Source organism: Paenarthrobacter nitroguajacolicus, assembly GCF_051027655.1.
Classification (GTDB): Bacteria; Actinomycetota; Actinomycetes; order Actinomycetales; family Micrococcaceae; genus Arthrobacter; species Arthrobacter nitroguajacolicus.
In genome coordinates this window covers 2,609,113-2,630,447 of record NZ_CP073234.1, presented here as the reverse complement: position 1 = coordinate 2,630,447, position 21,335 = coordinate 2,609,113, and the positions used below count along the sequence as shown (strand labels likewise).

Here is a 21,335-nt window from a genome sequence, read left to right as displayed (position 1 = left end):
GACGAGCGATGACTGAAGTCACTTCAGCGCACGTGCCGTCGCGGGTTGTTCTCAATCAGGCGGACATTGACCGTGCGCTCACTCGTATCGCCCACGAGATCCTCGAAGCCAATAAGGGCTCCAAGGACCTGGTCCTGTTGGGCATTCCCAGCCGCGGCTATCCTTTGGCAGTGCGGCTTGCCAACAAGATTGCAGCGGCCGACCCCACAGTGAACGCCGAGACGATGGTCGGCCAGCTGGACGTCACCATGTTCCGTGACGACCTCTCCCACCAGCCCACGCGGCCCCCACGCCACACACGGCTTCCGTTGTCCGGGATCGACAACAAGGTTGTTGTCCTGATCGACGACGTCCTTTATTCGGGCCGGACCATTCGCGCCGCGTTGGATGCTTTGGTTGACCTTGGCCGTCCGCGGATAGTCCGCTTGGCTGTGCTGGTGGACCGGGGCCACCGCGAGCTTCCCATCCGTGCAGACCACGTGGGCAAGAACCTGCCCACTTCCTCATCTGAAAAGGTCCGGGTCCATCTCGAGGAGATCGACTCCGTGGACGGCGTGCCCGTCAACGAAGTAGTTATTGAGGCCGGCAAGTGAAGCACCTCCTTTCCACCGAAAACCTCAGTCTTTTCGACGCCATTCGTGTTCTGGACACGGCTGAGGAAATGTCCGCAGTCGGCGATCGTGAAGTTAAGAAACTACCGGCACTGCGCGGCCGTACCGTAGTCAACCTTTTCTTCGAAGACTCCACCCGTACACGTATTTCCTTTGAGGCCGCGGCCAAACGTCTGTCGGCCGATGTCATCAATTTCGCCGCCAAGGGGTCCTCGGTTTCCAAAGGGGAGTCCCTCAAGGACACGGCGCAGACACTCGCAGCCATGGGTGCGGATGCCGTCGTCATCCGCCACTGGGCTTCCGGGGCGCCACACCGGCTCGCTGCCACTGACTGGATTGACGCAGCTGTTATCAACGCCGGCGACGGCACCCACGAGCATCCAACCCAGGCGCTGCTGGACGCGTTCACCATGCGTCGGCACTGGTCGCAGGTCAACGGCACCGAGTCCACTGGAGCAGACCTGAAGGGCATGCGGGTAGCAATCGCCGGGGATGTCCTGCACTCCCGTGTCGCCCGGTCCAACGTCTGGCTGCTGAAGACCCTTGGCGCTGAGGTCACCCTGGTGGCACCGCCCACGCTGCTGCCCATCGGCGTCGAGCACTGGCCTTGCAAGGTCAGCTACAACCTGGACGAGACGCTGGAGGCCGGCATCGACGCCATGATGATGCTGCGTGTGCAGGGCGAGCGCATGAACGCGTCGTTCTTCCCCTCGACCCGCGAGTACTCGCGCCGCTGGGGTTTCGACGACGCCAGGCTCCGAACTCTGGACGATCTCGGCATGAAGGACACCATCATCATGCATCCCGGCCCCATGAACCGGGGGTTGGAAATATCTTCGGCAGCCGCGGATTCGCCGCGTTCCACTGTGCTCGCGCAGGTGCGGAACGGTGTCTCAGTCCGTATGGCTGCCCTTTACCTGCTGCTCTCCGGGGACTCCCGTGAAGCCGCCCCGAACGTAAGCCAGTCCAGCAAGGAGACCAACTGATGGCCGAGAACACCTACCTGATTCGTGGGGCTGCCATCCTCGGCGGCGAAGCTGAAGATCTCTTGATCCGTGACGGCGTCATTGAAGCACGCGGCAAGGACTTGTCAGCTGACGACGCAACAGTCATCGACGCCCAAGGCCTCATTGCCTTGCCTGGCATGGTGGACGTTCACACCCACTTGCGCGAACCCGGCCGCGAAGACGCCGAAACGGTGGAAACCGGCACCCGGGCCGCCGCGCTTGGTGGCTTCACCGCGGTCCACGCCATGGCCAACAGCAACCCCGTGGCAGACACCGCGGGCGTCGTGGAGCAGGTTCACAGCCTGGGCCAGGCGTCCGGCTGGGTGGATGTGCGTCCTGTCGGTGCCGTGACCGTGGGCTTGGCGGGGGAGCGGCTCGCCGAGCTGGGGGCCATGGCGGATTCCCGTGCCCAGGTCAGGATGTTCTCCGACGACGGCATCTGCGTCCACGATCCCGTCCTCATGCGCCGGGCCTTGGAATACGTCAAAGCGTTCGACGGCGTGGTGGCCCAGCATGCGCAGGAGCCGCGCCTAACCGCTGGCGCACAGATGAACGAAGGTGCTGTTTCCGCGGTGCTGGGACTCACCGGCTGGCCGGCTGTCGCCGAGGAAAGCATCATTGCCCGCGATGTCCTGCTTGCCCAGCATGTTGGTTCCCGTCTCCACGTATGCCACGTCTCCACGGCAGGTTCCGTGGAAATCGTGCGCTGGGCGAAGGCGCGTGGAATCAATGTCACTGCCGAGGTCACCCCTCACCACCTGCTCCTCACCGATGAGCTGGTCCGTAGCTACGACCCCGTCTACAAGGTCAACCCGCCGCTCCGTACCGACGCCGACGTTCAAGCCCTCCGTGAGGGCTTGGCGGACGGCACCATCGACGTCGTGGGAACCGATCACGCCCCGCACCCCAGCGAGCACAAGGAATGCGAATGGGCGCAGGCAGCAATGGGAATGACCGGCCTTGAAACCGCCTTGTCCGTGGTCCAGGAGACCATGATCGAAACCGGACTCATGACCTGGGCCGACTTCGCCAGGGTTACCTCGTTCGCGCCGGCAGTCATCGGCCGTGTGGCCGATCAGGGCCGTCCGCTGGAGGTTGGCGAGCCCGCCAACGTCATCCTGGTGGACCCGGCTGCGCGTTGGACCGTTGACCCCCATAAAATGGCAACCATGGGCCGCAATTCACCGTTCAAGGGCAAAGAGCTGCCCGGATCCGTGGTGGCTACTTTCTTCAAGGGTCACCCAACCGTCCTCGACGGCCAGCTCAACACGCCGTACAGGTACCCGGCAGTCAGCAGCAACTAATGGACAACCAAACACTGACCGTGCTCATCACGGTGCCGCTGATCGTCGTCGTCCTGGCGATGATCTGGCTGGGATGGCGGAACCGGCTGAGGCGACAAGCCGACGTCGAACGCCTTCCCGGGGTGCCGGAGCAGCTGACGCCGGCAACGGTGGTCGCGGACGGCCAATACGTTGCCACCACCACCGCGGGCGACTGGCTGGACCGGATCGCAGTGCAGGGCCTGGGTATCCGGACAAATGCGGAACTGAGCATCCACGCAGAAGGCGTGCTGTTCGACCGATCCGGTGCCGCCCCTGTGTTCATCCCGCGAGCCGCCCTGGTGGACAGCCGCGAAGCCAACGGTATGGCCGGGAAATTCGTCGAAAAGGACGGACTCCTGGTCGTCAACTGGAAGCTTGGTGACCGGGAACTCGACACCGGATTCCGTTCCAGGCACGCAACCGACAAGCAGCTCCTCCTCGAAGCCCTCCAAGAATTGATCTCCGCAGCCCCTCAGGCAGATGCCGATAGTGGAAAGTAATAAAGTGACGGATAGTAAAGCAGCCACCACACCCGCCCCCTCAGCAGCAGTACTCGTGCTCGAAGACGGCCGCATGTTCCGCGGCCGCAGCTACGGAGCCCAGGGAACCGCTCTTGGTGAGGCCGTCTTCGCCACCGGCATGACCGGCTACCAGGAGACCATCACCGACCCCTCCTATGCGCGTCAGCTGGTGGTCCAGACTGCGCCGCACATCGGCAACACCGGCGTCAACAGCGAAGACGCTGAGTCACGCCGCATCTGGGTGGCAGGGTACATTGTGCGCGACGCCGCCCGCCGCCCCTCAAACTGGCGGTCCGAACGAAGCCTCGATGATGAACTGGTGGATCAGGGGATCGTTGGCATCCAGGGCGTAGACACCCGCGCCATCACCCGCCACCTCCGCGAGCACAAGACCATGCGCGCAGGTATTTTCTCCGGCGAGGCCGCGCAGGCCACCGACAAGGAACTGCTGGACGCTGTCCTGGCCAGTGCGCCCATGGAAGGCGCAGCGCTGGCTGAGGAAGTCTCCATTGACGAGGCCTACGTCGTGGAGCCCAAGGACCACGGCTGGGAAGGTGAGCCGCGCTTCTCCATCGCTGCCGTTGACCTGGGTATCAAGGCAATGACTCCGGTGCGCTTCGCTGAGCGCGGCGTGCGCGTGCACGTCTTGCCGGCCACATCCACCCTGGAGGACGTCAACGCGGTCAAGCCTGACGGCTTCTTCATGTCCAACGGACCCGGCGACCCCGCTACGGCCGACCACCAGGTTTCCCTGCTGCGCTCGGTGCTGGACGAGAAACTCCCGTACTTCGGCATCTGCTTCGGTAACCAGATCCTGGGCCGTGCCCTGGGCTTCGGCACCTACAAGCTCCGTTACGGCCACCGGGGCATCAACCAGCCGGTGATGGACCGCCGGACCGGCAAGGTGGAAATCACGTCGCAGAACCACGGCTTTGCTGTTGACGCGCCGCTGAACGGCTCCACCGTAGCGCCGGAAGAGCGCTTCGGTCGCGTTGAAGTCAGCCACGTTTCGTTGAACGACGACGTCGTTGAAGGACTCGCCTGCCTCGACATCCCTGCGTTCTCGGTCCAGTACCACCCCGAAGCGGCGGCCGGACCGCACGATGCTGCCTACCTCTTCGACCGCTTCATCGACCTCATGGCCGATACCAAGTCCAAGGCCACAGGCGCCAACTCCACCGACTCCAAGACTGAGGACAAGAAGTAATGCCCAAGCGTACAGATCTCAAGAGCGTCCTTGTCATCGGTTCCGGCCCCATCGTCATTGGCCAGGCGGCCGAGTTCGACTACTCCGGTACCCAGGCACTTCGCGTCCTCAAGGAGGAGGGCCTGCGGGTCATCCTCGTAAACTCCAACCCGGCCACCATCATGACGGACCCCGAGTTCGCCGATGCCACCTACGTTGAGCCCATCACCCCTGAGGTGGTGGAGAAGATCATCGCCAAGGAGCGTCCGGACGCCATCCTGCCCACCTTGGGTGGCCAGACGGCCCTGAACACTGCCATCGCATTGGACAAGAACGGTGTGCTGGAGAAGTACAATGTGGAACTCATTGGCGCGAACATTGCTGCCATTGAGCTTGGGGAAGACCGCGAGAAGTTCAAGGGTGTTGTGGAGCGTTGTGGCGCGGAGTCCGCACGCAGCCACATCATCCACACCATGGAAGAGGCCTTCGCTGCTGCTGAGGATCTGGGCTACCCCATGGTGGTCCGGCCGTCCTTCACCATGGGTGGCCTGGGCTCCGGCTTGGCTTACAACGAGGACGACCTCCGCCGCATCGTCGGCCAGGGCCTCCAGTACAGCCCCACCACCGAGGTCCTGCTCGAAGAGAGCATTCTCGGCTGGAAAGAGTACGAGCTTGAAATGATGCGCGACAAGAACGATAACGTCGTTGTTGTCTGCTCCATCGAGAACTTCGACCCCGTGGGCGTCCACACCGGTGACTCCATCACGGTTGCACCGGCACTGACCCTCACGGACCGCGAGTACCAGAAGCTCCGCGACGTCTCCATCGCCGTCATCCGCGAAGTGGGCGTGGACACCGGTGGCTGCAACATCCAGTTCGCCATCGACCCCGCCACGGGCCGCGTAGTAGTCATCGAAATGAACCCGCGCGTATCCCGCTCCTCCGCGCTGGCCTCCAAGGCAACTGGCTTCGCAATTGCCAAGATCGCAACCAAGCTCTCCCTCGGTTACACACTGGACGAGATCCCGAACGACATCACCCAGAAGACGCCGGCCTCCTTTGAGCCCACGTTGGACTACGTAGTGGTCAAGGTTCCCCGTTTCGCCTTCGAGAAGTTCCCGGCAGCCGACAACACGCTGACCACCACCATGAAGTCTGTTGGCGAAGCCATGGCCATGGGCCGTAACTTCACCGAAGCCCTGCAGAAGGCCCTTCGCTCCTTGGAGCAGAAGGGCTCGCAGCTGGACTTCAGCTCCGTGCCGGAGTACGAGGTCGCCGAGCTCATCGAGAAGGCCAAGCGCCCCACGACGGACCGCCTGCACCAGGTGCAGCGCGCACTCCTGGGTGGTGCCACGGTGGAAGACCTTTTCGAAGCCACCAAGATCGACCCTTGGTTCCTGGACCAGCTGCAGCTTCTCAACGAGACCGCGCAGGAGATCCGCAAGGCCGGCGTGCTCACCGAGGAAATGCTGCGCAACGCTAAGCGCCACGGCTTCTCCGACGAGCAGATCGGTGCCTTGACGCACAACAACGAGGCAGTGGTCCGTGGTGTCCGCCAGGCCTTGGGTATTCGTCCGGTCTACAAGACGGTGGACACCTGCGCCGCTGAGTTTGCCGCTTACACCCCGTACCACTACTCGTCCTACGACGAGGAGGATGAGGTAGGCCTGCACGCGAAGCCCTCCGTCATCATCCTTGGCTCGGGGCCCAACCGCATCGGCCAGGGCATCGAGTTCGACTACTCCTGCGTCCACGCCTCCATGGCGCTGCGCAAGGCCGGCTACGAGACCGTCATGGTCAACTGCAACCCCGAGACCGTATCCACCGACTACGACGTTTCCACGCGCCTTTATTTCGAGCCGCTGACCCTTGAGGACGTCCTCGAGGTCATCGCCGCTGAAGAGCGCACCGGTGGCGTCATGGGTGTCTTCGTGCAGCTCGGTGGCCAGACTCCGTTGAAGCTGGCACAGCAGCTCGCCGACGCCGGTGTTCCGATCCTTGGCACGTCGCCGGAAGCGATCGACCTCGCCGAGCACCGCGGTGCCTTTGCCCGCGTCCTTGACGAAGCCGGCTTGACTTCCCCGAAGAACGGCACCGCCGTTTCCTTCGAGGACGCCAAGAAGATCGCCGACGAAATTGGCTACCCGGTACTGGTCCGCCCGTCTTACGTCCTGGGCGGCCGTGGCATGGAGATCGTGTACGACGAAGCAAACCTCTCCCGCTACATCGCCAATGCCACGGAAATTACCCCGGACCACCCGGTGCTGATTGACCGGTTCCTCGAAGACGCGGTCGAAATCGACGTCGACGCGCTCTTTGACGGCACTGATATGTACCTCGGCGGCATCATGGAACACATCGAAGAAGCCGGCATCCACTCCGGTGACTCCGCTTGCGTGCTTCCTCCGATTACCCTGGGCAATAACGTGATCGAGCGCGTGCGCACGGCAACCCGTGCCATTGCCGAAGGCGTGGGTGTCCGCGGCCTCATCAACATCCAGTTCGCGTTGGCCTCCGACGTCCTGTACGTCCTTGAAGCCAATCCGCGCGCTTCCCGCACGGTTCCGTTCGTCTCCAAGGCAACGGGTGTGCAGATGGCCAAGGCGGCAGCCCTCATCGGCACGGGGGTGACCATCAACCAGCTCCGCGGCGCCTACAAGATGCTGCCGGAGTCCGGTGACGGCTCCACCCTGCCCCTGGACGCCCCGGTTGCCGTCAAGGAAGCGGTCCTTCCGTTCAGCCGCTTCCGTACACCTGAAGGCAAGGTCGTCGATTCCCTGCTGGGCCCGGAAATGCGCTCCACCGGTGAAGTCATGGGCATCGATAAGCACTTCGACACCGCCTTCGCCAAGAGCCAGGCCGCTGCCAACAACGCGTTGCCCACCGAAGGCAAGATCTTCGTCTCGGTAGCCAACCGTGACAAGCGTTCGGTAATCATGGGCGTCAAGCGCCTCTCGGACCTCGGGTTCGAGATCGTCTCCACCGGTGGCACGGCTGACGTCCTGCGTCGCAACGGCATCCAGGCGACTCCGGTCCGCAAGGTTGCCGAAGGCAGCAGCGCAGAAGGCGAAGGCACCATTGCGGACCTGGTTATTGCAGGCGAGATCGACATGGTCTTCAACACGCCCTCCGGTGGCGAAGCCCGCAGCGACGGATACGAACTTCGTGCCGCGGCAACGTCCATCGGCATTCCCTGCATCACCACCGTTGCCGAGTTCAACGCCGCAGTGCAGGCCATTGAGGCGCTGCGCACCTACGAATGGTCCGTGACCAGCCTGCAGGAGCACGCTGCCAACCTGGCAGCAGCAGTGGAAGCAGCCAATGCCTGAGTCTGCTTCACCAGAGCAAGGGCAGCAGCCGGTCCGGGAGTCTTTTGGCTCCCGGCTGGCTGCCGCCATGGCCTCGCGCGGTCCGCTGTGCGTTGGAATCGATCCGCACCCGCAGCTCTTGGCTGAATGGGGATTGAACGACGACGCCGCGGGACTGGAACGCTTTTCGCTGACAGTGGTGGAGGCCGTGGCTTCCCTCGCTGCCGCGGTCAAGCCGCAGGTGGCACTCTATGAGCGTCACGGCTCCGCCGGCATGGCAGTCCTGGAGCGCACCCTGGCTGCCTCCACGGAGGCAGGTGTGCTCAGCATCGCCGATGCCAAGCGCGGGGACATCGGCTCCACCATGGCGGCGTATGCGGATGCCTGGTTGCGGGATGGTTCGTCCTTGGCTGCGGACTCCGTGACACTGAGCCCCTACCTTGGCTTTGAATCGCTGCGCCCCGCTTTGGACCTTGCTGCGCAATACGGCAGGGGAGTGTTTGTACTTGCACTGACATCGAACCCTGAAGGCAAGTCGGTCCAGCATGTCGGCGGAGGCGACTCGGTGGCGCGCAGGATCGTGGCTGCAGCTGCGGCCGAGAACCAGCGGTACGCGGGCTCCCTTGGTTCTGTTGGCTTGGTTGTTGGAGCCACTATCGGTTCCGCGCTTGAGGATCTGGACATCCACCTCGGCCCTGTCCGCGGGCCGATCCTGGCTCCTGGTCTTGGTGCCCAGGGGGCCACTCCGGCCGATCTTCGAGCGACGTTCGGCGTTGCCTACCCCACTGTCCTGGCGACCTCCAGCCGGGGGATCCTGGCCGCTGGTCCATCCCCGGCCGGCCTCCGTGCCGCAACGGAAGGGACGCTGGGCGGGCTTCGCTCAGAGTAAGTTGCCTACCCTCATTGCGCAACGCGGCCCCTGCCGGTAGGTTCAGGATCAGTCCGCGTGATCTGGATCACAATTGAGATCTGACAGGGGTTTGGCAGTGGGCCTTAAAGAGCTGACACCGCAGGAGCGTTCCGATGCGCTTGAAAAGGCTGCCAAGGCGCGGGCCGTTCGTGCCGCTGCCAAGGAAAAGCTCAAGCGCGGCGAAGTGAGTGTCGCGGAGCTGATTTCTTCCGGTTCAACGGACGAAGCGATTGCGCGCATGCGGGTGGTGGAGTTGCTGGAGGCCCTGCCGGGCATTGGGCCCGTCAGGGCTGCGGGGATCATGGCGGAGATTGGTATCGCAGGATCCCGGCGCATCAAGGGCCTGGGAATTCATCAGGCCCGGGCGCTGGTAGATTTTATGGATACCCAGCAAAGCGTTTGACGCATCTCCCCGAAGGAATCCGTGAGCAAGAAACCCGGACTGACTGTCCTTGCAGGCCCCACTGCCGTTGGCAAGGGAACCGTATCCACCTATATCAGGGACAACTATCCAGAGGTTTGGCTCTCGGTCTCGGCAACCACCCGGGCTGCGCGTCCGGGCGAAAAGGACGGCGTTCACTACTTCTTCAAGTCCGCCGAGGAGTTCGACTCCCTGGTAGCTGAGGGTGAATTGCTGGAGTGGGCTGTGGTCCACGGGCAGAACCGCTATGGGACGCTTCGCAGTACCGTTGACGCCGCCATCGCCGACGGGAAATCAGTATTGCTGGAGATCGACCTCCAGGGTGCGCGACAAGTCAAAGCTGCCGTCCCGGACGCGAATTTTGTGTTCCTGGCACCGCCCAGCTGGGACGAAATGGTCCGTCGCTTGGTGGGGCGCGGCACCGAAACTCCTGAGGAACAGCAGCGCAGGCTGGAAACCGCTAAACTGGAACTTGCTGCTGAACCGGAGTTTGACCACACCGTCATCAATGACGACGTTCGCCGGGCAGCGGACGAGCTTGTTTCACTCATGGGGCTTACCCCGCACCAGCGCTAAGCGCTTGCATTTGTTGGCCCGCTAAAATTTGGAGAATTCGTGTCCACGAACCTTGAAGGCATCATCAACCCGCCGATCGATTCGCTGCTTGAGGCTGCTGATTCCAAGTATGGCCTGGTCATCTTCGGCGCCAAGCGCGCCCGCCAGATCAATGCCTACTACGCACAGTTGCACGAGGGCCTGTTCGAGTACGTCGGCCCGCTGGTTGACACCAAGCTGAACGAGAAGTCGCTGTCCATCGCACTCCGCGAGATCAACGAAGGCCTTCTGGTTTCCACGCCGATCGAGCCCACCGAATAACAAAGACTGCCTGTTGACGGAGGTCACGTGCGCATAGTCCTCGGAGTCGGGGGAGGGATCGCAGCCTACAAGGTTGCATCGCTCCTCCGGCTTTTTACTGAAGCCGGTCACAAGGTGACGGTCATCCCCACCGAAGCCGCAACCCGATTCGTCGGAGTGGCCACGTGGGAAGCCCTCTCCGGCAACCCCGTAAGCAATAGCGTCTTCGACGACGTTGATAAGGTCAACCATGTCCGTCTGGGGCATGAGGCTGACCTGATCGTGGTTGCTCCCGCTACGGCCGACCTCCTGGCCAAGGCAGCAACCGGACAAGCGGGAGACCTCCTCACCAACACGCTCCTTATGGCCCATGGGCCGGTTCTGTTTGCGCCTGCGATGCACACGGAAATGTGGCAGCATGCCGCAACCCAGGCAAACGTGGAGACCCTGCGCAGCCGTGGCGTCACAGTGCTCGAGCCTGCCTCGGGTCGCCTTACGGGTGCTGACTCAGGTCCCGGCCGTTTGCCCGAGCCTGAAGCGATCTTTGCTGCTGCCATGGCGCTGGCCGAGGCCTCGGTGGATGGTGCAGCGAAGGCCGAACCTGCCGCGCACGCATCCTTGGCAGGCCGTACCGTCACCGTTTCCGCAGGCGGGACCAGGGAAGCGTTGGATCCTGTCCGCTTCCTGGGTAACCGATCTTCTGGAAAACAGGGGGTTGCTCTGGCTGCTGCGGCCCTGGCTGCCGGTGCAACTGTGAGGTTCCTCGCAGCGCACATGGATGTCGAGCCGCCTGCCGGCGTCGAGCTTGTCCGCGTCGAATCAGCCTTGGAGCTACGCGACGCGGCACTGAAAGCAGCGGTGGACTCCGACGTCGTCATTATGGCCGCTGCCGTGGCTGACTTCCGTCCGGCAGAGGTTTCGGACACCAAGATCAAGAAGGTCGACGGTGAGGATGCCCCTGTTGTGCGGTTGATCCGCAATCCGGACATCCTGCATGAGCTCGTGGAACGCCGCAACGCCGGGGGCGGCCAGCAGCTGATTGTTGGTTTCGCGGCCGAAACGGGCGACGCCCAGGGCGATGTCCTGGAGCATGCAACGGCCAAGCTCAAGCGAAAGGGCTGCGACCTCCTGGTGGTTAATCAGGTAGGGATTGGCCGGGTGTTCGGCCAGGATGACAATTCCGTAGTGATCCTCTCCGGCCACGGAGCCGAACCTCAGTCGGCTGCCGGTTCCAAAGCCGACGTCGCCGCTGCCGTGATTGATCGGGTGGGCACCGAGCTCACAAGGGTCTTCCCGGCGTTGTAATCGAGCCCACACCCGAATTCTTAGCAAAGGGACACACGGCAAAGACCGCCGTCCCACAACCCAGTAAGGTGGACGAGTGACTTTACCGCTGCACCATGAACACCATGGCACCCCGTCCAAGCTCCGGCTCTTCACCTCCGAGTCGGTCACTGAAGGGCACCCGGACAAGATCTGCGACCAAATCAGCGATGCCATCCTGGATGCGCTGCTCGCCGCTGATCCTGAATCCCGCGTGGCCGTTGAAACCATGGCCACCACCGGCCTGGTGCACGTGGCGGGTGAGGTCACTACCGATGCTTACGTGGAAATTCCGCAGATTGTCCGCGAGACGATCCTTGGGATTGGATACGACTCGTCCGCCAACGGCTTCGACGGTGCCCGCTGTGGTGTGTCCGTTTCAATAGGCCAGCAGTCCAACGACATCGCTGGTGGCGTGTTCAACTCACTCGAGGCCCGTGAAGGCCGCCAGGAGGACGACTACGACCTCCAGGGTGCAGGCGATCAGGGCATCATGTTCGGCTACGCCAGCGATGAGACGGCGTCCTATATGCCCACTCCCATCTGGCTGGCCCACCGTTTGTCTGAACGCCTCACCGAAGTCCGCAAGAACGGCGAGCTGGCTTACCTCCGCCCGGATGGCAAGACCCAGGTCACCGTAGGGTACGACGGCGACCGGCCGGTTTCGGTGGAAACTGTGGTCATCTCCAGTCAGCACGCAGAAGAAGTAAGCCTTGAGCAGCTTCGTGCAGACCTTGCCAGCTACGTGATCGACCCCGTGATGTCGGCGTCCAACCTGGACATTGCCCGCACGGCGAACATCCTCAATCCTGCAGGCGCCTTCGTCATCGGCGGCCCGGTAGGCGATGCAGGCCTCACAGGCCGCAAGATCATCGTGGACACCTACGGCGGATTCTCCCGCCACGGCGGTGGCGCCTTCTCCGGCAAGGATCCGTCCAAGGTGGACCGCTCCGCCGCCTACGCCATGCGCTGGGTTGCCAAGAATGTGGTAGCTGCTGGACTGGCCAAGCGCGCCGAGATTCAGATTGCCTACGCAATCGGCCAGGCACGCCCTGTTGGAACGTATGTTGAGACCTTCGGCACCGAAACTGTTGATCCGGCACGCATCAGCGAAGCAATCGACGAACTGTTCGACCTCCGTCCCCGCGCCATCATTGATGCCCTTGACCTCAAGCGGCCCATTTATACCAAGACGGCGGCCCACGGTCACTTCGGTCGCGACGAGCCCGACTTCACGTGGGAACGCCTGGACCGGGTGGCCGACCTGAAGGAATACTTCAACGCCTGACCTGTTTTGTCGTTGGCCTCTGTTTTTGTCGGTGGCCCGTGATTGGCTGGTGCCAGAGAGATGCCCGCAGCGGGTCGATCCCGCTGTGGGCATCCTGCGTTGAGGTGTGTAGAAGCGTTCCATGGGAATCAGCTTGTGCAATGACTGGGAGGTGACGAACATGACAGGACACGAGGCCCAACAGTCCTTGCTTCAGCCTTCGCTGCTGCAGGGATTTCCGGATCGGGCACCGGTCAACGGACCGCCTCTGGCCGCGAAGGATCCGGTGGCCCGTGTGGTGCTGGAGTCATCCGTGCCGCACCTCGACAGGCCCTTTGACTACAGTGTTCCCGCTGACCTCGCCGAAACGGCGGTCCCCGGCGTCCGCGTGAAAGTTAAGTTCAACGGCCAGGAACTGAATGGTTACATTGCTGAGCGCCGCGCGGACTCCGACGCGGCCCATCCGCTAACTCCGCTGCATAAGCTGGTTTCCCCCGTAGTGGTCCTGACTCCGGCCATTATGGGGCTTGCCGGGACTGTCGCCGCCCGTTATGCCGGGACGCTGAGCGATGTCCTTAGAACGGCTGTTCCTCCACGGGTGGCGAAGGTGGAGAAGGAACTGCTGGCCGGAGATTTTGATGCTGACGTAGTGGACCTGAAGCCGGCCACGGATGCCCATGCCTGGGCTTCGTACGCGAACGGGGCCGCCTACCTGCAGCACCTGGCCAGCGGAGGTTCGCCCAAAGCTGTCCTCACGGCTCTTCAGGGCTTCGGCCCTGATGGTTGGCCGGCTCTCGTGGCGTCTGCCGTGGCTACTGTTCGGGCCTCCGGGCGCGGAGCAGTAGTGGTGGTGCCGGACTATCGGGATCTTGAGCAGTTGGAGGCTGCACTGGCCAAGGTCCTGCCGACGTCGGACGTTGCCCGACTAACGGCGGATGATGGCCAAACGCCCCGTTACAGGAATTTCCTGCGACTTCTGAGCGGCGCCGCGGGCGTTGCCATCGGCACACGTTCGGCGGCGTACGCTCCTGTTCGCGACCTCGGCTTGGTGGTGTGCTGGGACGACGGCGACGACCTCCACATCGAGCAAAGGGCTCCCTATGCACACAGCAGGGAGGTCCTTCTGCTTCGGGCCGAGCAGGAGAATGCCGCCTGCCTCATGGCGTCCCATAGCCGCAGCACCGAGCTCCAGCGCCTTGTTGAAAGGCAATGGGCGGTGCCCATTGAAGCGCCGCGCACTACTGTCCGAGCCACCGTGCCCAGAGTCCTCAACACAGCTGACAGTTTCGAGCAAGAACGTGATCCGCTGGCCCGCATTGCCCGTTTGCCCGGCGCAGCGTGGCGGGCGGCCAAGGAAGGCCTGGAACGCGGGCCGGTCCTGGTTCAGGTGGCCAGAGCCGGGTACGCCCCGTCCCTGGTGTGCGAGACGTGCCGGGAACTAGCGCGCTGCAACGCCTGCCAAGGCCCCTTGGCCGTGTCCAGCAGTTCCGCGATGCCGGCATGCCGGTGGTGCTCCACTCCCGCTCCTCAATGGCGTTGCACCCACTGCAGCGGGACAAAGCTGCGCCGTGGAGCGGCTGGAGTCATGCGTACTGCCGAGGAACTGGGACGGGCCTTCCCCGGCAAGGCCGTGGTGACGTCCTCCGGCGAACACATCAAGGCAACAGTCCCGGATGCGCCCGCACTGGTAGTCGCTACGGTGGGTGCCGAGCCGGTTGCACCAAACGGTTACGCGGCTGCCCTGCTGTTGGACGGCAACTCGCTGCTCCGGCGGGAGAACCTGCGGGCGGGGGAGGACACTGTTCGCCGGTGGTTCAATGCCGCCTCCCTCGTGAAGCCGGCCAGCCAAGGTGGGCTGGTGGTGATTACTGCGGACGACACCGCGGCGACGGGAGCACTGTTGCGGTGGGATGCTTCCGGCTACGCATCACGCGAACTGACGCTGCGGAAGGAACTGCAGCTGCCCCCGGCGGTCAGGGTGGCTTCCGTGACCGGCGCAAGGGTCGACGTCGTGCATTTCAGTGACGCGCTGGAAGCCAACGCCGAGCTGGGGTCGGCACCGAAACTTCGCAAAGCCGGACCTGCGCCGGTGCAGCTATTCGGAGGAGCCCAGTCGTCAGCCGATGAGAGCGATGCGGAGGTCAGGACGCTCTACTTCATTCCCTACGCTGACGCTGCGACCGCCACCCGTGCCATGCGGGCCGTGAAGGTAGCAAATGCCGCCAAGCGTACCGCTGGCCCTGTGCAATTGCGCTTGGACGGCGTAGACGTCCTCTAGGTCCCTGGTTCATTCACCGGATCAGACGTTCCGGGGTTCTCTATATCCTCAAGTATCTGCAGGCCGCGCTTCGCCCACGCGATTTCCTGCTCGGCATGGGCAAGCTGACCTTCATAGGCGAAGACTTTAAAGCGGACAATATGCTCTCGTTCCTCTTCGGAGTACAGGGCGAGGCGCCGGGCAAGCGTGGGATGGGTGCGCTGCTCGAGAGCTTGGATCATGTACAGAGTTTGGAGGCGTTGTTCGTCGTAATGGGCTATGTGGGCTCGCAGCTGCGCAGCCGCCACGCCGGACGGCGCCCACTCGAAGTAAGCGGCCCTGAGGCGGGCAGGGTCCCGGTCCCGGACGTAAGTGAGCGGCTGATTCTGCCACTCGATCAGAGCCGCCTCGCCTGCCGGCGCGAGGGCATATTCCGTTTTCGTCGCTCCGCGGGTGCCCCACGGCACAGGCTTGCTGGAGAGTAAGCCCTCGGCGTGCATCCTACGCAGCTCCGGGTAGATCTGGGAGTCGGGGGCGTGCCAGACGTGGCCCACGGAGGAGCTGAACTGCTTGACCAAGTCGTAGCCCGTCAGCGGGCCTGAGGACAGCAGTGCCAGCAGAGCTGAGCGAAGGGTCACACGCGCTCCTTTCAGTACGGCAATTACAGCTTAGCTCCAGAAGAGCTTTGCAAACCACTATCGAGATAGATAGTATGTGTCTCACGTCACCAAATAGCTATGTTGATAGTTATTTTCTGCCCTCCGGCCCGCTCAAAGATGAGGACCGCTTCATGACTATCTCTGCAACAAAGACCACATCCACCGCCAAGCTCCTGCCCTCTCCGCTCAACGCATGGTTCGTGGCGGGGTGGGATCATGAGATTTCCGCCAAGGGGATTCTGGCCCGCACCGTCGCGGGCCGCCCGCTGGCCCTCTACCGAACCGAGGACGGCCGCGCTGTCGCATTGGCCGACGCCTGCTGGCACCGTCTTGCCCCGCTGTCCCAGGGTAAGCTCGTGGGCCGCGACGAGATCCAGTGCCCGTACCACGGGCTGCGTTACAACGCTGCTGGCCGTTGCACCTCGATGCCCGCGCAGGAAACCCTCAATCCTTCAGCCACGGTGCCCTCTTTCCCTGTGGTGGAGCGGTACCGCTATGTGTGGGTCTGGCTCGGTGACCCTACGAAGGCCGACCCGGGCCTGTTGCCGGACATGCACCAGTTGGAGAGCTCCGAGTGGGCGGGGGACGGCGAGACCATCCACGCCCCGTGCAACTACCAGCTGGTCCTCGACAACCTTATGGACCTCACCCACGAGGAGTTCGTGCACAGCTCCTCGATCGGGCAAGAGGAACTGTCCGAGTCCGAGTTCGAGGTGACCCACGACGAGACATCCGTCACTGTCACACGCTGGATGCGCAACATTGATGCGCCGCCGTTTTGGCTGAAGAACATGCGCGACAAGTTCCCGGACTTCGAGGGAAAGGTGGACCGCTGGCAGATCATCCATTACTACTTCCCGTCCACCATCTGCATCGACGTCGGGGTCGCCGCGGCCGGGACCGGAGCTCCCGAGGGCGATCGCTCCCGCGGGGTGAACGGCTACGTGATGAACACCATCACGCCGGAGACTGAACGTTCCTGCCACTACTTCTGGGCGTTCATGCGCAACTACCGGTTGGAGAGCCAGCTCATCACCACACAGCTGCGCAAAGGCGTACACGGGGTCTTCGGCGAAGACGAGGCCATGCTTCTTGCGCAGCAGGCGGCCATCGACGCCAACCCCGACTACGAGTTCTACAACCTCAACATCGACATGGGCGGGATGTGGGTGCGCCGGCTCCTCGAGCGTGCGCTCGAAGCCGAGGGTCGCCTCGCAACCCTGCCGGGCAGCTGAGCAGGGGGAGAAACCATGGCCGATTCCCACCACATCCTCTGGCAGCGGGCCGTCGTCGACGCCGTATCCGACGTGGCCGAGAACATCCGCCGCATCGTCCTGCGTCCGGAGCGTCCCTGCACCATTCGTCCCGGCGAGCACGTGGATGTCCGCACGACCATCGACGGCGAGCAGCATGCCCGCTCATACTCCGTGGTCAACGCCGCCGACGATGGCACGCACCTCGCCCTCAGCGTCTACCGGACTCCCAACTCCCGGGGAGGATCCGTGTTCATGCACTCACTCCAGCCGGGGCAGCGCCTGGAGATCACCCAGCCGTTGCAGAACTTCCCGCTGCGGATCGGAGCCCCCTCCTACATCTTGCTTGCCGGCGGCATCGGCATCACCGCAATCGCCGGGATGGCCGCGTTGCTGCGCCGCCTCGGCGCCGACTACCGCCTCGTCTATGTGGCCCGTTCCCGGGATGCGATGGCCTACCTGGATGACCTCGCCGCCATGCACGGGGACCGTTTCGAGGCGCACGTCGACGAGGAGGGCGCTCCCCTTGACGTCCGGGCTCTCGTGGGCTCAGCCCCCGAGGACGCAGAGTTTTACATGTGCGGGCCTATCCGGCTCATGGACGCTGTCCGCCGTGCATGGACCGAACGGGAGCTCGAACCCACGAACCTGCGCTACGAGACTTTCGGCAACAGCGGCTGGTACGAGGCAGAACCGTTCACCGTACGGATACCGCGGCTGGGGGTAGAGACAATTGTCGGTTCCGACGAGTCCGTGCTGGAGGCCCTCGAACGTGATGGCGTGGACATGATGTCGGACTGCCGCAAGGGCGAGTGCGGCCTGTGCCAGGTCAAGGTCCTTGAGCTCGCCGGACGGATCGACCACCGCGACGTTTTCTATTCGGACCGCCAGAAGGAACCCAACACCAAAATGTGTTGCTGCGTCTCGCGGGTGGCCGCCGCCGAACCGGGCACAGACCCGACGCCCCGTCCCACCATCCTCACCATCGACGTCCCCTGAGAGGCATCAGCACCATGGATATCAGACACCAGATCGACGCATCCAAGATGTCGTCCTACCAGTGGCTCATCATCGCCGTGACCACTTTCCTCAACGCCCTCGACGGCTACGACGTGTTGGCCATGGCCTTTACAGCCACGTCCGTGACCAAGGAGTTCGGACTCTCCGGTTCCCAGCTTGGCTGGCTGCTCAGTGCGGGCCTCATCGGTATGGCCGTGGGTTCGCTCGTCCTCGGGCCCTTCGCGGACCGCTACGGCCGACGCAAGATCCTCATCGTGGCACTGGCGATCAACGCCGTCGGACTGTTCCTGTCCACAACAGCGAACTCCGCGCTCGAGCTCGGCCTGTGGCGCGTCGTCACAGGACTGGGTGTGGGCGGCATCCTCGCCTCCGCGACTGTGATCACGAGTGAGTACGCCAATGCCCGCCGTCGCGGTATGGCCGTCAGTATCTTCACCGCGGGCTATGGAGTAGGTGCCACGCTCGGTGGAATGGGAGCGACCCAGCTCATCCCAGCCTTCGGGTGGCGCTCCGTGTTCCTTGTTGGTGGCCTGCTGACCCTCCTGGCGATCGCTCTGGTGGTTGTCCTCATGCCCGAGTCAGTCGACTACCTCCGCGCCCGGCGACCGGAGGGCGCGGCCGCGAAGCTCCAGCGCATCGCCGGCCGTCTGGGTCTCGAGGGTGACGTCAATCCCGGTCCTGCCCCTGTGAGCGCCGGTAAGCAGCAGGGCAGCGTGGCCGTGCTCCTGAGCCCGCGGTACCGCACTGCCAGCATCCTGCTTTGGATCTCCTTCTTCGTCATCATGTTCGGCTTCTACTTCGCCAACTCATGGACGCCCCGGCTGCTCGTGGAATCAGGGATGACGGAGCAGCAGGGCATCATCGGCGGACTCATGCTCACCATGGGCGGAACCTTCGGTTCGCTGCTCTACGGGGTGCTCACCACACGGTGGGACGCGCGGTTGACCCTCATGGTCTTCACCGTGCTCTCGGCCGTGACCCTCGTCCTCTTCATCACCACAAGCCCCCTGCCGCTGCTGGCGTTCTCGTCCGGCGTGGTCGTCGGCATGCTCGTCAACGGTTGCATCGCTGGCCTCTACACCGTGGCTCCCATGACCTACGAGCCTGGTGTCCGCACCACGGGTGTGGGCTGGGGGATTGGTATTGGCCGGGCCGGTGCCATCCTCGCCCCCATTGCGGTCGGCGCGCTGCTTGACAACGGATGGAACCCCCACCAGCTCTACATCGGAGTGGCCGTGGTGGTCCTCCTCGCGGCAGTCGCCCTGTTCCGACTGCGGCCCTACGAAGAGATTGCATCCTCCGCAACCAACCAGCCTGCGTCAAGAGCGACTACTGGATGACAGGGTGCCGCCCCTGGACCTGGGAGTGCGCTAAGCGCGTTCCCGGGTCTTGCGTGAGCGCCGGGCCACAACTTCTTCCGCCGCAGCCACGAGCTGCCGCGCCGACTCGTCCCAGTTGAATTCTGCAGCGCGTTCCACTGACTTGTGGGAGCGTTGCTGCCAAAGTGCGTCGTCGGCAAGGGCCGTCACAGCGGCCGCGAATTCCGTCGGCGATTCGGGGTGGACGTAGCTGACGGCGTCACCACCCACTTCACGGAAAATCGGAATATCGCTTGCGATAACGGGGGTGCCCAAGGCCATCGCCTCCACCAACGGCAAACCGTACCCTTCGGCCCGTGACAGGCTGATCAACGCGGTGGCCCGCAGCAGGAGTTCGTCGTACTCGGCGTCAGTGACACCGTTATGGAACAGCACCTTTGCTCCATCGGGGATCAACGCCTCCAACTCGGCTTTCCGCTCGGGGGTGATACGGCTGAGCAAATGCAACGTGTAATCGTGCAGTCCGGACATGCCCCGGATCATGGTTTCCACGTTCTTGTAAGGCATGAACGAACCCATGTAGAGGAGGGATTTATCTGCGCCTCCTTCAGGGTCGCGGGGTGTTTGACCGGGTTGGGGTGCGTTGCCCACGATGCGCACGGGACGCTTGGTCAGTTTGTACTTGGCCATGAGGGCTTCAGTGGTGCGGCTGATGGTGGCCACGATGTCCGCGCGGTCGAGCAGGAGCCTCTGCGGCCAGAACGCCTTGTGGTAGAGCCTCCAGAGAAGGCGCACGGGGGCTGGCAGGAAGCCCGGGGGAGTCGGGTGCTCATAGTAAATGAGGTCGTGAAGGGTAAGCACCAGTCCATAACGGCGGCCCACGGTGCCCATGGTCTGCATAGGACACACCACTACGTCAGCACCAAGGGGGTTGACCTTGCGGGCGACGAACAATTCCATAGGTGACAGGGGGCTGTTGAGCATCACGTACGGGACGTCGGGCAGAAGTGCCAGTTGGCGCTTGTCGCTGATGAGCATGGTGACATCGGCGATTTTGGACGTTGCGGCTATGAGGCTGGAACCGTAGCGGCTGATGCCATCGTGATGGTCCGTTCGGGTAAAGCGGGCGTCGATGACAATTTTCACGCGGGATGTTCCTCCAGGAAGGTACGGATTGCTTCAGCGGCCGGAACCGGCGTCTCATAGTGGATAAGGTGCCCGACGTCGGGAATCACTTCCAGCTTGGCGTCAGGTAGTCGCTTCATGAGTTTGTGCTGGTTGGGAAGAGTGGCGATCTCATCTTTTTCGCCGGCGATCAGGAGTACGGGAAGTGTTAGTTTCCCGGCGACCTCGGCTACGTTGCCCGAGACGGAGGCCTTGAACGATTCGAGCAGGCTCTTCCTGTCTGCGAAGGCACTGAAATATGCGTCGTGCTGGCCGTGGATGAAACGACGAAGGGCTCTGTCCTTGGTTTTGGCCATGGTGATGCTCATGATGCGAACGATCACCCGATTCCGAAGGACCGCTAGTCCGAGCTGGCGGGGAAGCTTGGCGGACGCCTGGTAGTACAACACCGCTAGTTTGGTCATGATGCCCTTGGGACCCTCCAACGCGGGTGCGGCAATGGGGTTGATCAGGATCAGTGGATAGACGGTTCCGGGATTCGCGGCGGCGAAGTGGCTGGCCACGATTGAGCCGAAGGAGTGGCCCAGCAGGACAGTCTCGTCATTCAGATCGAGCGCGGCCATGAAACCGGAGATGAACTTTCCATAGCGCTCAACGCTGTGTTCATCGTGGACGAAAGGCTCCGAGCTTCCGAAGGCCGGCAAGTCCGGCATGATGATCCGCATCTCGGGAAGTTGGTCGGCTACGCGCAGCAATCCGTGGTGGTCACCCCGGAAACCGTGGATGACCAGGATGGTGCGTGTCAGGGGAGTGACGGTGACCGGTTCGTAGGTCCAGTAAGCTACCTTGCTGCCATCCACCTCAACCTCCGAGGCATGCGTCCGCCCCTGCAAGGATTCGCTGAAGAATTCGCTGGGGGCCTGCGCACCCTTTGGGGAGTGCGCGGTGTCCACGTTGTCCATTCGTCT

General features: G+C 63.2%; 19 protein-coding genes. 16 read left to right on the top strand and 3 right to left on the bottom strand.

The window, feature by feature from the left end; genetic code table 11:
* Nucleotides 1-8 precede the first annotated feature (8 nt).
* From pyrR to KCX59_RS12420, 13 genes are all read left to right on the top strand, one after another.
* Nucleotides 9-593 carry a bifunctional pyr operon transcriptional regulator/uracil phosphoribosyltransferase PyrR gene (pyrR, locus tag KCX59_RS12480; RefSeq protein WP_091467815.1) on the top strand — a complete coding sequence of 195 codons (585 nt, stop codon included), beginning with the start codon at nucleotides 9-11 and terminating at the stop codon, nucleotides 591-593.
* On the top strand, nucleotides 590-1,597 hold the full coding sequence (locus KCX59_RS12475; protein WP_179016526.1) for an aspartate carbamoyltransferase catalytic subunit: 1,008 nt from the start codon (nucleotides 590-592) through the stop codon (nucleotides 1,595-1,597). The genes pyrR and KCX59_RS12475 overlap by 4 nt, the downstream gene beginning before the upstream one ends.
* Entirely contained in the window at nucleotides 1,597-2,922 is a 1,326-nt protein-coding gene (locus KCX59_RS12470) for a dihydroorotase (RefSeq protein WP_179016527.1), read from the top strand. The genes KCX59_RS12475 and KCX59_RS12470 overlap by 1 nt, the downstream gene beginning before the upstream one ends.
* A complete protein-coding gene (locus KCX59_RS12465) occupies nucleotides 2,922-3,443 on the top strand; it encodes a hypothetical protein (protein ID WP_091467810.1) in 522 nt (173 codons plus the stop codon). Before KCX59_RS12470 ends, KCX59_RS12465 begins: the two co-directional genes overlap by 1 nt.
* The gene (carA, locus tag KCX59_RS12460; protein ID WP_178992629.1) at nucleotides 3,424-4,671 is read left to right on the top strand and encodes a glutamine-hydrolyzing carbamoyl-phosphate synthase small subunit; all 1,248 of its coding nucleotides are present in this window, start codon (nucleotides 3,424-3,426) and stop codon (nucleotides 4,669-4,671) included. The genes KCX59_RS12465 and carA overlap by 20 nt, the downstream gene beginning before the upstream one ends.
* Nucleotides 4,671-7,979, top strand: coding sequence for a carbamoyl-phosphate synthase large subunit (carB, locus tag KCX59_RS12455; protein WP_091467807.1), 3,309 nt, complete (start codon nucleotides 4,671-4,673; stop codon nucleotides 7,977-7,979). The genes carA and carB overlap by 1 nt, the downstream gene beginning before the upstream one ends.
* Nucleotides 7,972-8,847, top strand: a complete 876-nt coding sequence (gene pyrF, locus KCX59_RS12450; protein WP_179016528.1) for an orotidine-5'-phosphate decarboxylase — start codon at nucleotides 7,972-7,974, stop codon at nucleotides 8,845-8,847. The genes carB and pyrF overlap by 8 nt, the downstream gene beginning before the upstream one ends.
* Before the next feature lie 97 nt (nucleotides 8,848-8,944).
* Nucleotides 8,945-9,271 (top strand): integration host factor, actinobacterial type, encoded by a 327-nt coding sequence (gene mihF, locus KCX59_RS12445; protein WP_091467803.1) that lies wholly within the window; start codon nucleotides 8,945-8,947, stop codon nucleotides 9,269-9,271.
* Nucleotides 9,272-9,292: 21 nt separating this feature from the next.
* Nucleotides 9,293-9,865 carry a guanylate kinase gene (gene gmk / locus KCX59_RS12440; protein ID WP_011774946.1) on the top strand — a complete coding sequence of 191 codons (573 nt, stop codon included), beginning with the start codon at nucleotides 9,293-9,295 and terminating at the stop codon, nucleotides 9,863-9,865.
* Between the two features lie 39 nt (nucleotides 9,866-9,904).
* On the top strand, nucleotides 9,905-10,165 hold the full coding sequence (gene rpoZ, locus KCX59_RS12435; protein ID WP_011774945.1) for a DNA-directed RNA polymerase subunit omega: 261 nt from the start codon (nucleotides 9,905-9,907) through the stop codon (nucleotides 10,163-10,165).
* A gap of 27 nt (nucleotides 10,166-10,192) precedes the next feature.
* Nucleotides 10,193-11,449: a bifunctional phosphopantothenoylcysteine decarboxylase/phosphopantothenate--cysteine ligase CoaBC gene (gene coaBC, locus KCX59_RS12430; protein WP_179016529.1), complete on the top strand. Its 1,257-nt coding sequence runs from the start codon at nucleotides 10,193-10,195 to the stop codon at nucleotides 11,447-11,449.
* Between the two features lie 76 nt (nucleotides 11,450-11,525).
* On the top strand, nucleotides 11,526-12,755 hold the full coding sequence (gene metK, locus KCX59_RS12425) for a methionine adenosyltransferase (protein WP_179016530.1): 1,230 nt from the start codon (nucleotides 11,526-11,528) through the stop codon (nucleotides 12,753-12,755).
* 160 nt (nucleotides 12,756-12,915) lie between these two features.
* Nucleotides 12,916-15,012, top strand: a complete 2,097-nt coding sequence (locus tag KCX59_RS12420) for a primosomal protein N' (RefSeq protein WP_179016531.1) — start codon at nucleotides 12,916-12,918, stop codon at nucleotides 15,010-15,012.
* Here the strand turns inward: KCX59_RS12420 and KCX59_RS12415 are convergent.
* Nucleotides 15,009-15,629 (bottom strand): PadR family transcriptional regulator, encoded by a 621-nt coding sequence (locus KCX59_RS12415; RefSeq protein ID WP_178992634.1) that lies wholly within the window; start codon nucleotides 15,627-15,629, stop codon nucleotides 15,009-15,011. The two genes, KCX59_RS12420 and KCX59_RS12415, sit on opposite strands and share 4 nt — an antisense overlap.
* Before the next feature lie 152 nt (nucleotides 15,630-15,781).
* Between KCX59_RS12415 and KCX59_RS12410 the strand changes: the two genes are divergently transcribed.
* The 3 genes from KCX59_RS12410 to KCX59_RS12400 are packed head-to-tail and all read left to right on the top strand — an operon-like array spanning nucleotide 15,782 to nucleotide 19,263.
* Nucleotides 15,782-16,885 carry an aromatic ring-hydroxylating dioxygenase subunit alpha gene (locus tag KCX59_RS12410; RefSeq protein WP_179016532.1) on the top strand — a complete coding sequence of 368 codons (1,104 nt, stop codon included), beginning with the start codon at nucleotides 15,782-15,784 and terminating at the stop codon, nucleotides 16,883-16,885.
* A 15-nt stretch (nucleotides 16,886-16,900) separates the two neighbouring features.
* Nucleotides 16,901-17,902 carry a PDR/VanB family oxidoreductase gene (locus KCX59_RS12405; protein WP_179016533.1) on the top strand — a complete coding sequence of 334 codons (1,002 nt, stop codon included), beginning with the start codon at nucleotides 16,901-16,903 and terminating at the stop codon, nucleotides 17,900-17,902.
* Between the two features lie 14 nt (nucleotides 17,903-17,916).
* The gene (locus tag KCX59_RS12400; protein ID WP_179016534.1) at nucleotides 17,917-19,263 is read left to right on the top strand and encodes an MFS transporter; all 1,347 of its coding nucleotides are present in this window, start codon (nucleotides 17,917-17,919) and stop codon (nucleotides 19,261-19,263) included.
* 30 nt (nucleotides 19,264-19,293) lie between these two features.
* On the opposite strand, the gene KCX59_RS12395 is transcribed toward KCX59_RS12400, so the two are convergent.
* Complete coding sequence (locus KCX59_RS12395; RefSeq protein ID WP_179016535.1) at nucleotides 19,294-20,388, bottom strand: glycosyltransferase family 4 protein; 1,095 nt, start codon at nucleotides 20,386-20,388, stop codon at nucleotides 19,294-19,296.
* A complete protein-coding gene (locus KCX59_RS12390; RefSeq protein WP_179016536.1) occupies nucleotides 20,385-21,329 on the bottom strand; it encodes an alpha/beta fold hydrolase in 945 nt (314 codons plus the stop codon). Before KCX59_RS12390 ends, KCX59_RS12395 begins: the two co-directional genes overlap by 4 nt.
* Nucleotides 21,330-21,335 lie beyond the last annotated feature (6 nt).

Bases quoted from the DNA above. Each gene is read 5' to 3' on its own strand.
- KCX59_RS12470 (WP_179016527.1), top strand. From the start codon at position 1,597: ATGGCCGAGAACACCTACCTGATTCGTGGGGCTGCCATCCTCGGCGGC.
- carB (WP_091467807.1), top strand. From the start codon at position 4,671: ATGCCCAAGCGTACAGATCTCAAGAGCGTCCTTGTCATCGGTTCCGGC.
- pyrR (WP_091467815.1), top strand. From the start codon at position 9: ATGACTGAAGTCACTTCAGCGCACGTGCCGTCGCGGGTTGTTCTCAAT.
- KCX59_RS12420 (WP_179016531.1), top strand. From the start codon at position 12,916: ATGACAGGACACGAGGCCCAACAGTCCTTGCTTCAGCCTTCGCTGCTG.
- KCX59_RS12390 (WP_179016536.1), bottom strand. From the start codon at position 21,329: ATGGACAACGTGGACACCGCGCACTCCCCAAAGGGTGCGCAGGCCCCC.
- KCX59_RS12410 (WP_179016532.1), top strand. From the start codon at position 15,782: ATGACTATCTCTGCAACAAAGACCACATCCACCGCCAAGCTCCTGCCC.
- KCX59_RS12405 (WP_179016533.1), top strand. From the start codon at position 16,901: ATGGCCGATTCCCACCACATCCTCTGGCAGCGGGCCGTCGTCGACGCC.
- KCX59_RS12465 (WP_091467810.1), top strand. From the start codon at position 2,922: ATGGACAACCAAACACTGACCGTGCTCATCACGGTGCCGCTGATCGTC.
- KCX59_RS12400 (WP_179016534.1), top strand. From the start codon at position 17,917: ATGGATATCAGACACCAGATCGACGCATCCAAGATGTCGTCCTACCAG.
- pyrF (WP_179016528.1), top strand. From the start codon at position 7,972: ATGCCTGAGTCTGCTTCACCAGAGCAAGGGCAGCAGCCGGTCCGGGAG.
- carA (WP_178992629.1), top strand. From the start codon at position 3,424: ATGCCGATAGTGGAAAGTAATAAAGTGACGGATAGTAAAGCAGCCACC.